The 14,380-nt window shown below is 57.7% G+C and carries 16 protein-coding genes and 1 riboswitch; of the genes, 5 read left to right on the top strand and 11 right to left on the bottom strand.

Features of this window, described 5'->3' with window-relative positions:
• Positions 1-30: 30 nt before the first annotated feature.
• The 4 genes from ACRC0P_RS12110 to ACRC0P_RS12095 all read right to left on the bottom strand — a co-directional run bounded on the left by ACRC0P_RS12110 (position 31) and on the right by ACRC0P_RS12095 (position 3,654).
• Positions 31-816, bottom strand: a complete 786-nt coding sequence (locus tag ACRC0P_RS12110) for an urea amidolyase associated protein UAAP1 (RefSeq protein ID WP_438631220.1) — start codon at positions 814-816, stop codon at positions 31-33.
• 73 nt (positions 817-889) lie between these two features.
• Entirely contained in the window at positions 890-1,672 is a 783-nt protein-coding gene (locus ACRC0P_RS12105) for an ABC transporter ATP-binding protein (RefSeq protein ID WP_438631218.1), read from the bottom strand.
• A gap of 65 nt (positions 1,673-1,737) precedes the next feature.
• Positions 1,738-2,553 carry an ABC transporter permease gene (locus ACRC0P_RS12100; protein ID WP_438631216.1) on the bottom strand — a complete coding sequence of 272 codons (816 nt, stop codon included), beginning with the start codon at positions 2,551-2,553 and terminating at the stop codon, positions 1,738-1,740.
• 45 nt (positions 2,554-2,598) lie between these two features.
• Entirely contained in the window at positions 2,599-3,654 is a 1,056-nt protein-coding gene (locus tag ACRC0P_RS12095) for a putative urea ABC transporter substrate-binding protein (protein WP_183461938.1), read from the bottom strand.
• Positions 3,655-3,719: 65 nt separating this feature from the next.
• A riboswitch (guanidine-I (ykkC/yxkD leader) is annotated at positions 3,720-3,850 on the bottom strand.
• 494 nt (positions 3,851-4,344) lie between these two features.
• Between ACRC0P_RS12095 and ACRC0P_RS12090 the strand changes: the two genes are divergently transcribed.
• The gene (locus tag ACRC0P_RS12090) at positions 4,345-6,012 is read left to right on the top strand and encodes an alpha-amylase family glycosyl hydrolase (protein ID WP_438631213.1); all 1,668 of its coding nucleotides are present in this window, start codon (positions 4,345-4,347) and stop codon (positions 6,010-6,012) included.
• Positions 6,013-6,113: 101 nt separating this feature from the next.
• Positions 6,114-6,374 (top strand): carboxymuconolactone decarboxylase family protein, encoded by a 261-nt coding sequence (locus tag ACRC0P_RS12085; RefSeq protein ID WP_438631211.1) that lies wholly within the window; start codon positions 6,114-6,116, stop codon positions 6,372-6,374.
• Here the strand turns inward: ACRC0P_RS12085 and ACRC0P_RS12080 are convergent.
• A complete protein-coding gene (locus ACRC0P_RS12080) occupies positions 6,263-7,219 on the bottom strand; it encodes a LysR family transcriptional regulator (protein ID WP_438631209.1) in 957 nt (318 codons plus the stop codon). The genes ACRC0P_RS12085 and ACRC0P_RS12080 overlap by 112 nt on opposite strands.
• Before the next feature lie 78 nt (positions 7,220-7,297).
• Between ACRC0P_RS12080 and ACRC0P_RS12075 the strand changes: the two genes are divergently transcribed.
• Positions 7,298-7,936, top strand: coding sequence for a DsbA family protein (locus tag ACRC0P_RS12075; RefSeq protein ID WP_438631207.1), 639 nt, complete (start codon positions 7,298-7,300; stop codon positions 7,934-7,936).
• A 72-nt stretch (positions 7,937-8,008) separates the two neighbouring features.
• Complete coding sequence (locus ACRC0P_RS12070) at positions 8,009-8,908, top strand: MBL fold metallo-hydrolase (RefSeq protein ID WP_438631205.1); 900 nt, start codon at positions 8,009-8,011, stop codon at positions 8,906-8,908.
• Between the two features lie 365 nt (positions 8,909-9,273).
• Here the strand turns inward: ACRC0P_RS12070 and ACRC0P_RS12065 are convergent, their stop codons facing one another.
• The 6 genes from ACRC0P_RS12065 to ACRC0P_RS12040 form a co-directional block, all read right to left on the bottom strand.
• The gene (locus ACRC0P_RS12065) at positions 9,274-10,278 is read right to left on the bottom strand and encodes an NADP-dependent oxidoreductase (protein WP_438631203.1); all 1,005 of its coding nucleotides are present in this window, start codon (positions 10,276-10,278) and stop codon (positions 9,274-9,276) included.
• A 76-nt stretch (positions 10,279-10,354) separates the two neighbouring features.
• A complete protein-coding gene (locus tag ACRC0P_RS12060) occupies positions 10,355-10,522 on the bottom strand; it encodes a hypothetical protein (protein WP_438631201.1) in 168 nt (55 codons plus the stop codon).
• Positions 10,519-10,926 carry a hypothetical protein gene (locus ACRC0P_RS12055; RefSeq protein ID WP_438631199.1) on the bottom strand — a complete coding sequence of 136 codons (408 nt, stop codon included), beginning with the start codon at positions 10,924-10,926 and terminating at the stop codon, positions 10,519-10,521. The genes ACRC0P_RS12060 and ACRC0P_RS12055 overlap by 4 nt, the downstream gene beginning before the upstream one ends.
• Positions 10,926-11,753 carry an oxidoreductase gene (locus ACRC0P_RS12050; protein ID WP_438631197.1) on the bottom strand — a complete coding sequence of 276 codons (828 nt, stop codon included), beginning with the start codon at positions 11,751-11,753 and terminating at the stop codon, positions 10,926-10,928. The genes ACRC0P_RS12055 and ACRC0P_RS12050 overlap by 1 nt, the downstream gene beginning before the upstream one ends.
• Before the next feature lie 22 nt (positions 11,754-11,775).
• Positions 11,776-12,564, bottom strand: coding sequence for an SDR family NAD(P)-dependent oxidoreductase (locus ACRC0P_RS12045; protein WP_438631195.1), 789 nt, complete (start codon positions 12,562-12,564; stop codon positions 11,776-11,778).
• Positions 12,565-12,619: 55 nt separating this feature from the next.
• Positions 12,620-13,552 carry an alkene reductase gene (locus ACRC0P_RS12040; RefSeq protein WP_438631193.1) on the bottom strand — a complete coding sequence of 311 codons (933 nt, stop codon included), beginning with the start codon at positions 13,550-13,552 and terminating at the stop codon, positions 12,620-12,622.
• A gap of 128 nt (positions 13,553-13,680) precedes the next feature.
• On the opposite strand from ACRC0P_RS12040, the gene ACRC0P_RS12035 reads away from it, so the two are divergent.
• Positions 13,681-14,286, top strand: a complete 606-nt coding sequence (locus ACRC0P_RS12035; RefSeq protein WP_438631191.1) for a TetR/AcrR family transcriptional regulator — start codon at positions 13,681-13,683, stop codon at positions 14,284-14,286.
• The last annotated feature ends 94 nt before the right edge of the window (positions 14,287-14,380 follow it).

The following is a 14,380-nucleotide window of genomic DNA, read 5'->3' as shown; positions in this document are numbered from 1 at the left end:
AATAGTCGATTTCTTGATTGCGGGGCCGGCTCAGGTACCGGCGACCGACGGTTCTTCCGCCCGAATGCCGGCGGCCCCGAGCCCAAGGTGATACAGCGCGTTGTTCTCAAACCCCCTTCTGTTTTCATCACAGTGATTCAAACAGGGATCGTCCGCCCGTATCTCCCGGGATTCAGACAGTTCGAGCTTGACCGGCCGGCGCGGATAGGTCTTTTCCCTGCTGAGCGGATGGGGACAACTGTGCAGAATTACCAGAGCATCCATCTCAAATCGCAAGGTGACCCTGTCGCCGGCGGCTGCCCGCCGACCCAGTTGCAGATTGCCCTGCTGGTCCGTTTCGACCCGGCTGAAAAAATTGACATTCGCCGGCATGTCGCGGCGGCTCAATCCATACTTGACCAGCTCCACCAGAAAGCTGTCGCGGCCATTCTGCTGCCAGAGGTTTCTGTCGCCCTGGTAATCGCGACCGCCCCACCGCTGGCGGACAATATCGGCATCGCTGTTGCCGCAGACAGTGTCATGCCAGCCAAAAGTGTCCTCGACAATCGAACAGAAGATCCGCCCCATATCCGAGTAGAGACAGTTTCCCCGGGTAAGCTTGAAGGTATGCTGACATTTCAGGGTATCCGGTGCGTTGTATTTCTCGGCCAGCAGATTCGGGTTGTACATCAGCAGGCCCACATTGGCGCCGCCTTCCAGGTCCGTCATGGTCAGGCTGATGCCGCGGCGCACCACCAGAGACCAGTGCGCCGCGGGAGAGAGGGTTGTTGTATAACGGACTGCGTTTGAACCGGGATTGAGAATATTAAGGCTCATGCTTGTTTAAACTCCAGGAGTGCCAAATTCCACTGTTTTTATGTCCATTGACCTTGTCGCGCGCCCTTTGGTGTCAGACCCCGACGGGAATTTGCGCTGATCGCGCGAGTGATTCCCTAATCTTGTCGAGGCTCTGCCGGTCGGTTTTCCCCACGGGCAGATCAAATGTAATGGTGCTGCCAAAGCGTTCTGGTGCCTGCGGATCCATGCGACATTTGTCAAACACCCAGAGCCGGGTTCCCAAATAGAAGCCCTCGCTCAAGTCGTGGGTGACCATGAATACGGTCAGCTTATGCTCCCCCCACAGGCTCAATACCAACTGATGCATGTCCTTGCGGATGCCCGGGTCGAGCGCGCCGAAAGGTTCGTCCAGGAGCAGCAGCCGCGGCTGCTTGATCAGGGCCTGGGCGATGGCCAGGCGTTGCTGCATGCCCCCGGATAACTCGTGGGGGTATCTGAACCTGGCGGGCGTCAAGCCCACCGACTCCAGCCAGTGATCCGCTTCAGCCAGGATGGCCTTTCTGGCGCTGCCGAATACCCTGCCGAAAACCGGCCCGCATTCGAACTCGCGCCCAAGAGCCACGTTTTCCCTGACTGTCAGGTGCGGAAAGACCGAGTATTTCTGAAAAACAATACCCCGGTCCGGGCCCGGCTCATCGGCGATGGGCCGGCCATCGAGCAGTATGCTTCCCCTGCTCGCCACCTCCGTACCGAGCAACAGTTTCAGGAAGGTGCTTTTGCCGCACCCCGAAGTTCCTACCAGCGTAATGAATTCTCCACTGCCTACCTGCGCACTCAGATTTTCGAGGACGACATTGTCGCCATAGTTTTTCCACAAATTCCTGAATTCAATCATGGGTTTCACTCTCTTTGCACAGGCGAAGTCGACAACAAAAATCCGGGCCGCCCATTCTTCGGCTCCTATTTCGCCGCGTGATACCAGGGGAACAGCCGCTTACTGCTCTGCTGCAGGAGGCAGTCGATAAGAAACGCCAGCAACGTAATCCAGGCCACATAGGGCAGAATCACATCCATCGACATGTAGCGACGCACCAGGAATATGCGATAACCCAAGCCGTCGGTAGAAGCCACCGCCTCAGAGGCAATCAGGAATAACCAGGCCGCGCCCAGGCTCAGGCGAACTGAGGCGAAGAGCCGCGGCAGTATTTGCGGCAACAGCACCCGGAAGATGATCTGGCCCGAGTTGGCGCCGAGCGTCATGGATTTGACCAACTGCTCGCGCGGCAGCTCACAGGTACGCTGATAGAGGTCGCGAATCAGGAAAGGGGCAACGCCGATCACGATAAGCACCACTTTGGAAACCTCGCCAATACCGAAAACAATAAAAAGTATCGGCAGCAGAGCCATCGGTGGAATCAGTGAAATCACTGTGATCACCGGTGTCAGGCTGGCCCCGAACAACGGAATGGCACCTGTCAGCAGACCCACGGTCAGACCGATGGCGGCCGCAATCGCCACACCGCTCACCAGTCTTTTCAGGCTGCTTTTTGTATCTTCCCACATCAGCAGTTCGCCAGTGCGCTTGCTCGGGGTTAAGGCCATCCGCTCCATCGCATCGTGTATTTCGACGAATCCGGGCAACAGCTTGTCCTGCGGGTTTTCTGCCTTGCGCACCGTGGAACCCCACTGGTACACCAGCAGGGCCAGGACAAGTGGCAGTATCCCGAGAAAGGCCCGCGTGACGGATGACGGTTGTCGGTTGATCAGACGCTTCATGGCGAACTCTTATTGTTTAATAACGACTCTCAAGCAATTTTTTCGTTACAACTTGTCATCGGCGGCCAGCTGCATATATTCGGGGTTGAAGCGCAACATGACATTGGCAGCATTGCCGTAGATGCCGGCGGGAGTTTCAATGCCGATGAATTGCGCATCCGGCGCCCCCTCACCGAGCAGTCCGTGGTCAAAGGAAAACTCGGCGATATCCGCCATGGTCTTCTTCAGCTCCGGACTGTGGACAAACTCCACCGCGTCGCCGGGCTGGTAGAACATCTTCGTAGACGCCAGTTGTGATTCATAACGCGCGAGATCGGCGCCTGAGGCAATGCCCATATGTTCACGCACGGATTCATCGCCCTGCATCTTTTCCATGATCTCATACCAGGCACCTACCAGGGCCTTGCCGAAAGCGGGATATTTATCGAGGGTTTCGGTATGCACAACAAGCAGGTCGATGATTTCGCCGGGAATCTGCGAACTGTCGAAGACCTGGTTGCTCTTCGGCATGTTCAGGATTTCATTGACCAGAGGGTTCCAGGTGGAAACGGCTGTTACCTGATCTGTGCCGTAGGCGGCGACCATATCGGCGTCGGAAGTATTGACCACCTGCACGTCGCGCTCGGACAGCCCCACCGAATCGAGCGCCCGCGCGAGCAGATAATGGGAAACACTCAGCTCTACCAGATTGACTCTCTGCCCCTTGATATCCTCGATAGAGGTTTTTTCCTTGAGGATGACAGCGTCGTTGCCATTGGAAAAGTCGCCGACGATCAGCGCCGTGGAATCGACACCGCCGGCGGATGGAATGGTAAGAGCGTCCATGTTGGTCATGGCGCAGGCGTCGAAGGCGCCCGCGCTATACTGATTGATGGACTCTATGTAGTCGTTGATCTGTACAACTTCGATATCGATATCGTATTTTTTCGCCCACTTGTCGATGATCCCGGAACTGTCGCCATACTCCCAGGGCATCCAGCCGACATAAATAGACCAACAGAGTTTGAAACTTTCTTTAGCCTGCGCGGGGATAATACAAAGGGTGGATAGTGCAGCGACCAGGAAAGAGCGTATAAACAGCTGAGAAAAAAATGATTTCATAGCGGAACCTTTCATGTGGTTATGGTTATACACGCAGAGGCATTCCCGGCACTATTGCCGAAGTATCCTCCCGGGCTTTTATCCCGCCGTGTAACCTTCCTGAGATGAGCGCCGCGCTCATCCCGATACCCACGAAAGGTCGACAGCTCTCGGTCCAGTCATCAGTCAACTGATCGGAACCCTAGCTGTCCATTGCACATTGTGAAGAGGCGCTTCTGACGCTGACCTAGGTCTGCGACTATCCGGCCCCATTACCGCATTCTTTTTGAGACCACCAAGAATGCTCTGCACCCTGATTGCAGCAAAAGCCATGCCAGACTTCTCCCTGGCCCGCCGCTGGGGGATATCAGCCAGTGCGCCTTCCGGCAGCAACCTTCGAATTGCACTCTCTTGGTGCCTCACAGTCGCCGGACGCCCCAATATGGAGCTCTCACTGTTCCGTGGACAGCTCAGCCCAATGGGTCACCCGGATCACCGTGCAGGCTCCGAGAACGGAAAGACAACCCGCGCCAGCGCCCCCACCACACCTCCCGCAAGCTGCCGGAGAGGCACTGGGATTCCGCCCTCCCCCTTCCTCCCAACCGGGGAGGAGGCGCCCGCCGTCCCGCGCCGCCATACTCACCCTATCCTTGGAAAATCGTCCCGCAGTCGCCCTGCGGACGCAGCGAATAATGCAATAGGCAGTAACCCATGAGTGTGAGTGGCAACACCATCAACGGCGACAAAACGGAATGGTGGCGCAACAGCGTTATCTACCAGATCTACCCCCGCAGCTTCTGCGACGCCAACGGCGACGGCATCGGCGACCTGCCGGGCATCACCCGCAAGCTCGACTATGTGCAGTCCCTGGGTGTGGACGCCATCTGGATATCGCCCTTCTTCAAATCGCCGATGGTGGATTTCGGCTACGACGTTTCCGACTACCGCGACGTGGACCTGCAGTTCGGCTCCCTGGCGGATTTCGACCGCCTGATCGAGGCCGCGCACAGCCGCAACCTCAAGGTAATCATCGACCAGATTCTCAGCCACACCTCCGACCGGCATCCCTGGTTCGAGGAGAGCCGCTGCGGCCGCGACAATCCCAAGTCCGACTGGTACGTCTGGGCCGATCCAAAAGCGGACGGCTCCCCGCCCAACAACTGGGTGTCCGTATTCGGCGGCCCCGCCTGGAGCTGGTGCACCCGCCGGCGCCAGTACTACCTGCACAATTTCCTCAAGGAACAGCCGGACCTCAACCTGCGCAATCCGCAGGTGCAGGAACAGCTGTTGACCGATATGGAATTCTGGCTCGACCGCGGGGTGGACGGCTTCCGCCTGGACGCGGTGAATTTCTATTTCCACGACCGCAGCCTGCGCGACAACCCCGCGCGCCCGCTGCGCCTGGACAAGAACGGCCTGCCGCCGGTCAACCCGTACGACTATCAATGGCACCTGCACGACAAATCCCAGCCGGAAAACCTGCAGTTCCTGCAGCGGGTGCGGCGGTTGATGGACGAGCATCCCGGCACCGTCACCATGGGCGAAGTGGGGGGCGACAACACCTACAGGATCATGGCCGAGTACACCACCGACCGGCGCCTGGACATGGCCTACTCCTTCGACCTGCTCACCGAGGAGAGCAGCGCGGAATTCCTGCGCCGGACTCTGAGAAGTAACCGCGCGGTGATCGAAAAAGGCTGGCCCTGCTGGTCCATCGCCAACCACGACGTGCCCCGTTCCCTCACCCGCTGGAACAAGGGCTTCGACAGCGATCAGGCACTGGCCCGCGCACCGCTGTTCCTGCTGATGCAGCTCACCCTGCGCGGCAGCCTGTGCCTCTACCAGGGCGAGGAATTGGGACTGGAGGAGGCGGAGATCACCTTCGAGGACCTGCAGGACCCCTACGGCATCAATTTATGGCCGGAATTCAAGGGCCGCGACGGCTGCCGCACGCCGATGCCCTGGTTCGACAGCGGTGAGGTGAACGCCGGCTTCTCCAAGGTAAAACCCTGGCTGCCGGTGCCGGAGGGACACCACCACAAGGCTGTGAGTGTTCAGGAGGGCGACCCCCACTCCACCCTGAACCAGTTCCGCGCGCTGATCGACTGGCACAGACAACTGCCGCCGGAACTGGCCACCGCTGATCAGGAAGTGGTGGATACGGAAAACGACCTGCTGGTGTTCTACCGCCGCGGGGCAAACGGCGGGGAATTTCTGGTGGCGCTGAACCTGGGCAAAGACGAAGAGACTTTTGACCTGCCTGAAGGGCTGTCCGATGCCGAGGATATCACCCCAGCGCTTTTTGCCGGCGGGCGCCGGGATGGAAAATTGGTGCTGCCGCTGGCCGGTGCGCGGGTGCTGCACCTTAAAAAGAACTGAGTTAAGTAGGATGGGCAAAGCGCAGCGTGCCCATCACCCTGAATCCGATGGGCACGCTGCGCTTTGCCCATCCTACTCAACTGCTTGCAGGCGAATAGCGCTTGGGCTGTACTCCTCAGGAAATCATAGAAGTCATTATTCAAATGGCGGTCTATGCGGGCTTCCCGGTCGCATTGAACGGGGCCTTTGCGGCCCGGGAAATCTTCGCGAAGCGCGGGCTTATCGAGGCATGGAATTCGGCGCAGCCGGGTCAGGGCCGTGGGGCTTTTGTTGAGTATCGCCGCTTCTCTTCGCCGCTCAGTACCTCGACAAAAGCACGAACCTTGGCCGGACGAAAGCGAGCTGATGGAAAAACCGCATGAATGCCGCCGGCGGGAAGTGACCACTGCGGCAGCACCTGCAGCAGGCGTCCGGCTTCGAGATCGCCGGCAACCGCATAGTCCGGTAGCACCGAAAGACCTGCCCCCTGGCGCACAGCTTCGCGCACCGCGAGGGTGGTATCCAAAAATATGGACGCCTGCACATTGATATTCCGGCGCTCGATCTCGTTTAGGGAAAAACTCCAGCGCAAGGGGTCGCGCAGGGCTGTATTGGCGACAAAAGGCAATTCGGCAATATCCGCCGGGCCGTTGAGCCGTTCAATCTCGGATCGCATTCCCGGTGGGGCGACCAGCAGCTGGCGGAAAGTTCCGATTTGCCGGGCTTGCAAATTGGATTCATCGAGCCAGCCAACACGAATCGAGAGTTCGATATTGCCGGACATCAGGTCGAGTGTGCGATCACTCAAGACTGCATCCACTTTGCAATTTGGGTAACGCCTGGCAAACGCGGCGATAGCCGGCACCACCACGCTGATCCCATAGTCGAAGGGCGCTGTCAGCCGCAGGGTACCGGCAGGCTCCTCCTCCGCTTCGGCCAATTCACCGAAAGCATCTTCCGCTTCACGCAGTATGGAGGCGCAGCGCTGGTAAAAAGCCTGTCCTGCCTCGGTAGGCTGCACTTTGCGTGTAGTGCGAACCAGGAGCGAAGTTCGGAACTCCTTTTCCAGACGGGCAACCTGCTGACTGACCACGGCCTTGGTGATACCAAGACGCTCCGCTGCGGCGGTGAAGGAGCCCGTTTCCACGACCGCAACGAAGTACACAAGGCGTCTCAGGTTTCCCAACTCTCCCAAGCCGGCTTCACTTTGATTGTATGCTTTTACCATACAGAATGTTTATCACGTGTGCATTTAAAGATCAATATCTCTTCCCTATGATGGGCGGCGTCAACAGAGGAATTCGCCATGAACACGACCCTTCGCTATTTGTTTGATCCCCTGTGTGGCTGGTGCTACGGCGCCACACCGGCCCTGTCTGCTCTGCTGGAAGTTCCGGGCGCAACCATCGAATTGCTCCCCACCGGCCTGTTTTCAAGCGAGGGGGCAAGACCCATGGACGACGATTTCGCGGCTTACGCCTGGAGCAACGACCAGCGTATCGCCCGCCTGACGGGGCAGAGCTTCACAGAGCGCTATCGCGAACAGGTACTCGGAGATCGCCGGCAATTTTTCGACAGTGGCCCCACCACCGTAGCGCTGACCGCGGTGTCACTGACGGCCCCGGCACGGGAACTGGTAGCCCTCAAGGCGATACAGCGCGCGCGCTTCGTCGACGGCAAAGACATAACTGACTTGAAATTGCTGGCCTCCCTATTGACTTCACTCGGCCTGGATGAGGCCGCCGCGATGGTGGAGCATCCCGATACGGATCTTCTCGAAGCCAATCGAACCCGCGTTAACCGGGCAGGAGCACTAATGTGGGAACTCGGTACGCGCGGTGTGCCGGTTTTTGTCGCCGACACCGGGAAAGAGCGCCGAATGTTGCAGTCAAGCGCAATCTACTCCAACCCCCGAGCGTTGATTGATCAGTTAAGGGCTGCTTGAACAGCATCACTTTGCCAGCAAGCCCGAAAACCGCCCGAAGTTTCACTTCATTGCATAGAGAGGAAGAAAACCATGAAGACAAGACGCGATGTTCTCAAGACGATTGCCGCAGCCGGCGTTGCAGCGACCTTTATCGGCAGCGGGAGTGCCCTGGCCGCAGAAACCGGCCTGAACTGGAAGCATTTCCCGGCCGGGGAGAACGGCTTCTTTCGTGCCCCGGTATTGATCACCGGAACCCGCGAAGCCATTCTTATTGACGGTGGTTTTACTTTTCCCGACGGCAAAGCGCTGGCTGAAGCGATTCTGGCTACCGGGAAGAAGCTGACCACCATCTACATCAGCCAGAGTGACCCCGACTATTACTTCAGCCTCGCTCCGATCAAGGCGGCATTCCCTGATGCACGCGTGATAGCCGCTCCCGCGACAATTGCCGCGATCAAGGGCAATGTCGACAAGAAACTAACCACCTGGGGACCAAAGCTCAAGGAAAACGGCCCCCAAACCATGGCTGAGATCGTAATGCCGGAAGCTTTCGATGGCCGGACGCTGAGCCTGGAGGGCGAGACCATCGAGATCGTCGATGCCGATGGCCTGGCCAACCGCCGTTATCTCTGGGTCCCCTCGCTCAATGCCATCTTCGGTGGCGTCATGGTTTTCTCTGGCGTACACGTATGGACGGCAGACACGGCGAGCGCGGAGGTTCGCGCAGACTGGGTGAAGAACCTGGATGCCATGGCGGCGCGCAAACCAGCCACCGTAATTCCCGGGCATCTGGCTCCCGGAGCGGCAACCGACGTCTCTGCAATTACCTATACCCGGGACTACCTCCTGGCCTTCGAAGAGGAGTTGGCCAAGGCGGCTGACAGCGCTGAACTCATTGCAGCAATGACCAAGCGCTATCCGGAAGCCGGCATGGGCATCGCCCTGCAAATCGGCGCCAAGGTCGCCAAGGGCGAAATGAAGTGGGGCTGACTGCCACCTTTGCACATCTCTATCGGCTCAAGGATGGAAAAATCGTTAGCATAGAGCAGTACGTCGACAGTGCCATGCTTCGACAGGCACTTGCCGACTAACCAAATGGAACGCCAGCGAGAGTCGCAATCAGGTGGCTCCCGCTGGCGCGATTTGGGAGCTCGCCGCACCGGCACGCGATTGTGTTGAGCATGATAAGCGGTTCGGTCGCATCGGGCATCTGCTCGATGAAGCTGCCAGACTGGGCGATCCCGGCATTGTTGATAAGGGTCCCTTACAACAGCGATATTTTAGTTAAGTTAATGCTTTTAATCTTAAAGTTAACCACCCTGCCCTGCTCGATTCGCTACCAGACAGGGTTATAGTCAACATATCTTGACGACGACCTTTCCCTTAGCACGCCCTTGGGCGAGGTATGCAAGCGCCTCTTTTGCTTGCTCGAACGGAAACACCTTGTCGATCACGGGTTTAATCTGGTCAGCTTCGAGCAGTTTGCCGATTTCGCTGAGTTGAGCCCCATCAGGACGTACAAACAGAAATGAATAGCTAACTTGCCGTTTTTTAGCAAGACGCTTGATTTTACGGCTCATCAAGCCGAATACCAACTTAAACACGAAGTTCAGCCGTTTGACCCGGGCGAAGGCTGCGTCCAATGGGCCGACTAAAGAGACAATCCTGCTTCCGGGCTTGAGAATGTCGATAGATTTTTCGATTGTATCTCCCTTAATGGTGCCAAGTACCATATCGTAATTATGCAGCACTTTTTCAAATTCTTGCTTTTTATAGTCAACCACTTCGTCTGCACCAAGGCTACGTACTAAGGCAAGGTTGCTGGTACTGGTAGTGGTGCCCACCTTAGCGCCAAAGTGTTTGGCCAATTGGATCGCAAAGGTGCCGATACCACCGGATCCTGCGGGAATAAACACTTTCTGACTAGGCTGAATATTGGCACGTTCCTTCAGTGCTTGCCATGAAGTGAGGCCAACCATCGGGATTGAAGCGGCCTGCACAAAGTCCAGATTAACAGGTTTCATCGCCGCCAAATCTTCCGGTACTACCGCGAATTCGGCGAATGATCCGGTACCGAGGTCGAAGATGCTGGCGAAGACGGCATCGCCCGGCTTGAAGCGTGTCACACTGCTACCTACCTCAGTGACCACACCAGCCAAGTCGCTGCCCATCGTGGCGGGTAGTTGAAAATGCAGTACTGCTTTATACATCCCGGTTGGGATCATGTTGTCGACGGGGTTCAGGCCGGCAGCGTGGATCTGCACAAGTATTTCGTTTGGCTTGATTGTCGGTTTGGGAATGTCGGCAAACGCGAGCTGAGCGGATTTTCCATAACGTTTTAAGATAAGTGCTTTCATCATTTTATCCTCGAATTGTTGCTGAGCATAAGACACTTTTTGAATGTGCCTGATGTCCTGGTTAATACTTTGATCGGCATTATTCTTGCCGCTCCCAAGTTTGTGAGCGACCCATCATAGGGATAGCTATAAGTGCGATAGATAAAATCAGGCCAACCGTAGTCACTAATTTCGGAAGAAACATTGTCATGGCTTCCACGGTTGATGTCTTTTTAGCGTCACGTTTTAATACCAATGTTTTAATCATATCTTCTCCAATTTACTGTTTAGGTTGCTTGCCTTGCTGGATGTACGCCAGACGAAAAGAAACGCTAGTCCAAAAACAGCTTCGATTAATACGGCTGTTAGGATGCCTCGGTTGGCATGACCTACAGAAAGTTCATAAATACCAAGTAATGCCAGCACTGTGCAGACCGTGATAATTCCCTGAATCAGTGCTGTACGGGTGACAGAGTGTTCCGCCTTCCTAGCCATGAAAAACATGACTGCGAGCCCAGCATAGAGCACCGCTGTACGGCGGCTGACAAATCCGGCAGCACTGGTATATTCCACGCCCCATTGCGCCAACATCTGTTCAGGAAAAAACATCAATGCGACAGTTAAGGCAAAAAACAAAAAGGAGGTCAGTATTGCCAATAGTCGAAATCTCATCAGTTGTCCCCTTGCATATCGAGCTGCAGGCTCTTGCGGATCGCTTTATCCATCATGGCGGCTGGAGCGAACCTGCGTAAAAATTGTATCTGGCCTGCTGTTTTGCCTGCGGTATAGCGTAACTTGGGGTGCAGAGCCTGAACCGCTTTCATCACCACCTCGACCACGACTTCTGGTGCATCGGCACCGGCCATAGCTTGACTGACAACTTTCGACACCTTAGCACGAACAATTTCATACTCGCCAAGCTTTGCATCGGGTTCAATGTTGTTCGCCTCGAACTGCGTCTTGGTATACGCGGGCTCGATGACCGAGACTCTGATGCCACGCGACCGTAGTTCGTGGTCCAGCGCCTCCGAGTAACCTCCAACCGCGTGCTTGCTGGCAACGTAAAGCGCCACGTAAGGCACAGGGACCACGCCGAGGATCGAGCCGATGTTGATGATTCGGCCGCTGCGTTGACGGCGCATGTGCGGCACCACCGCCCGGATCATCCGCACAATGCCCAGGAAGTTGGTATCGAAGATGGCCTTGGCCTGCTCGATTGAGCTTTCCTCCGCTGCCCCCGGCGCAACACCGAAGCCGGCATTGTTGATCAGAAGATCAATACGCCCCTCCAACCGCAGCAGTTCATCGACGGCTGTTTCGACGGAGGCGTCGTCGGTAACGTCAAGCGCCAGCAGCGGGAATGGGCGCTGGCCAGCCTGGTCTCCCCGTCGGCTCGTGCCATAGACGGTGTAGCCCGCCGCTACCAGTTTGTTGGCCGAAGCCTCGCCGATGCCGGACGAGGCGCCGGTAACAAGTGCTACGCGTTTATTTGTCATCATGAAAAATCCTTCAGTAACTAACTTACAAGACGGTTTTGTACCGCTCTGCGACTTCGGCTTGCTTGATGTCCGAAAGCAGGGCCTGCCGCGCGGCATCGAGGGCATCCCAGCGGGCGGCGTTGTGCAGTGGCGGGATCGTCACGAGTTCACGGCGATCAAAGCCGACCAGCGCTGCATCGACCAGTTCACCCACTTCCATCATCTCGGAGGAGGTACTGATGTCGATGCCCGCACGCTCCCAGATCTCGGTGTAGGTTCCGGCAGGGAGCACGGTTTGGACATAGACGCCTTTGGGCGACAGCTCCAGACTCATCCCTTGGGACAGGAAGAGCACGAAGGCCTTGGTTGCGCCATAGACCGACATGCTGAATTCGGGCGCCAGGCCAACCACTGAGCTGATGTTGACGATCGAGCCTTCGCCGGCCTGCGCGAACCGCGGAGCAACCGCGTTGGCGAGCCGTGTCAGCGCGGTTGTGTTGAGCGCGATGAGCCGCTCGATCGCATCGGGCGTCTGCTCGATAAAGCTGCCGGACTGGGCGATCCCGGCATTGTTGATAAGGGTTCCGATGCGCGTGTCATCGCGCAAACGTGCTTCGACGGCGACCAGGCCACTGGATTGGGTAAGGTCGGCCGGCAGGACATCGACGGCAACGCCGTGTTCCTGTTGCAAACGGGTCGCAAGCGTATCCAGTCGCGCCTTGTCGCGGGCGACCAGTACAAGGTCGTGGCCGCGGCGCGCGAAGCGCTCGGCGTAGATGGCACCGATGCCAGTGGAAGCGCCTGTAATGAGGACGGAGGAAGTGGTGGTCATAGGTTTACTCTCTTGGTCATTGAACAGAAACCGCGATGCGCGGTGTGTATCAGCTTTATTGCGCACTGGCCTCGGCGAGGGCCGGGTAGTCGGTATATCCCCGGGCACCACCGCCATAGAGGGTTGCCGGGTCGAGCGCTGCCAGGGGTGCGCCGGTCTTCAGCCGCTCCACCAGATCCGGGTTGGCGATGAAGGGACGACCGAAGGCGAACAGGTGGGCTTTGCCCTCATTGAGCTGTGCAGTGGCCAGTTCCAGGTCATAGCCGTTGTTGCCGAGGTAGGTGTTCTTGAATCGACGACGCAGGGAGTCGTAGTCGAACGGTGCTACATCGCGCGAACCGCCCGTCGCGCCTTCGACGACATGGAGATAGACGATGCCCAGGGTGTCGAGTTGGTCGACGATGTAGTCGTACTGTCCTTGCGGGTCGCTGCTTGAAATGCCATTGACCGGGGAGACCGGTGAGATACGGATGCCGGTGCGCTCGGCGCCAATCTCCTTCGCCGCGGCCTGGCGGAAATCGTCGACAATGCCCTGGATCTCCTCAATCTCCAGCGCGCGCGGCTCGGAGACGTCGAAGAAACCGTTGTTGACGAAGGTTTTGGTGTCGGCGCGGATGTCTGAAGGCGCGACCGGCGCGGCGCCACCGGGTTGAAGGTCGACATGGGAGATGCGGCCGACGTGCCACAGCTGCACGAAGATCCGTCCACCGTTGGCGTGTACGGCGTCAGTCACCTTGCGCCAGCCGTCGATTTGCGCCTGTGTGTAGAGGCCGGGCGTATCCTGGTAGCCCTGGGCCTGCGCCGAGACCTGCGTGGCCTCGGTAATCAACAGGCCGGCGGAAGCGCGTTGAGCGTAGTAAGTTGTGGCCAGCTCGCTGGGCACCAAGCCCGTCCCGGCGCGGTTGCGCGTCAGCGGCGCCATGACGATGCGGTTGGCGAGCGTCAGGGAGCCGAGGGTGTAGGGCTGAAACAAAGCCTTGTCTGTCATCTTCTTCTTTCCAGTTGATGGTTACCGCCTCTAATGATGATGATCATAATCTAAAGTGTCAAGCACTTTGATTATGATCATCATCAATGTATGCTAAGGTCTTGACGTTGGAAGGAGACTCAAGAGGTATGAAGGTCACCAAGGCACAGGCCCAGCAGAACCGGGCGCGCATCATTGAGACGGCTTCTGCCCTGTTCCGCGAACGCGGCTACGATGGCGTGGGCGTGGCGGAGTTAATGGCGGCTGCCGGTTTTACCCACGGCGGCTTCTACAAGCACTTTCGGTCCAAGGCCGACCTGATGGCAGAAGCGGTGGCCTGCGGCTTTTCGCAGTCGGCAGCAAACACCGCGGGCGTCGACATAGTCGCGTTCGTGAAGCAATACCTGTCTCGGGAGCACCGTGATACGCCTGGCGCCGGCTGCACCATGGCTGCGCTTTGCACAGACGCCGCGCGTCAGCCGGAGTCGATCAAGGAGACATTTGCGGCCGGAATTGAACGTCAGCTGGCAACCCTGGAGCGCGAAGATGGCGCCGTCGGCGAAAGTGCGAAGCGCGAAGCCCGAGCCAAGAGGATCGACACGCTTGCGCATGTCGTGGGCGCGATCGTGTTGTCGCGGGCCTGCCCTGACGATTCCCCGCTGGCGGATGAGATTCTGGAGGTTTGCCGGGCTCGGATTCTCGGTCAGTGTGACCGAGAAGGTAGAGGGCCGGACGGGATCAGCCTGCCGGAATAAATTCAGAGCCCGGTGCAGTCGGCATCTCAGCCAATCTGGCACCCACCACATACCGCAACCGGCTTCGCCGGTAAGGCGACCATCGTCTGATCCG

The organism is Microbulbifer sp., assembly GCF_051659245.1.
Taxonomy (GTDB): domain Bacteria; phylum Pseudomonadota; class Gammaproteobacteria; order Pseudomonadales; family Cellvibrionaceae; genus Microbulbifer.
The sequence above is the reverse complement of the archived record's forward strand: the minus strand, read 5'-3'. Positions and strand labels throughout refer to the sequence as shown.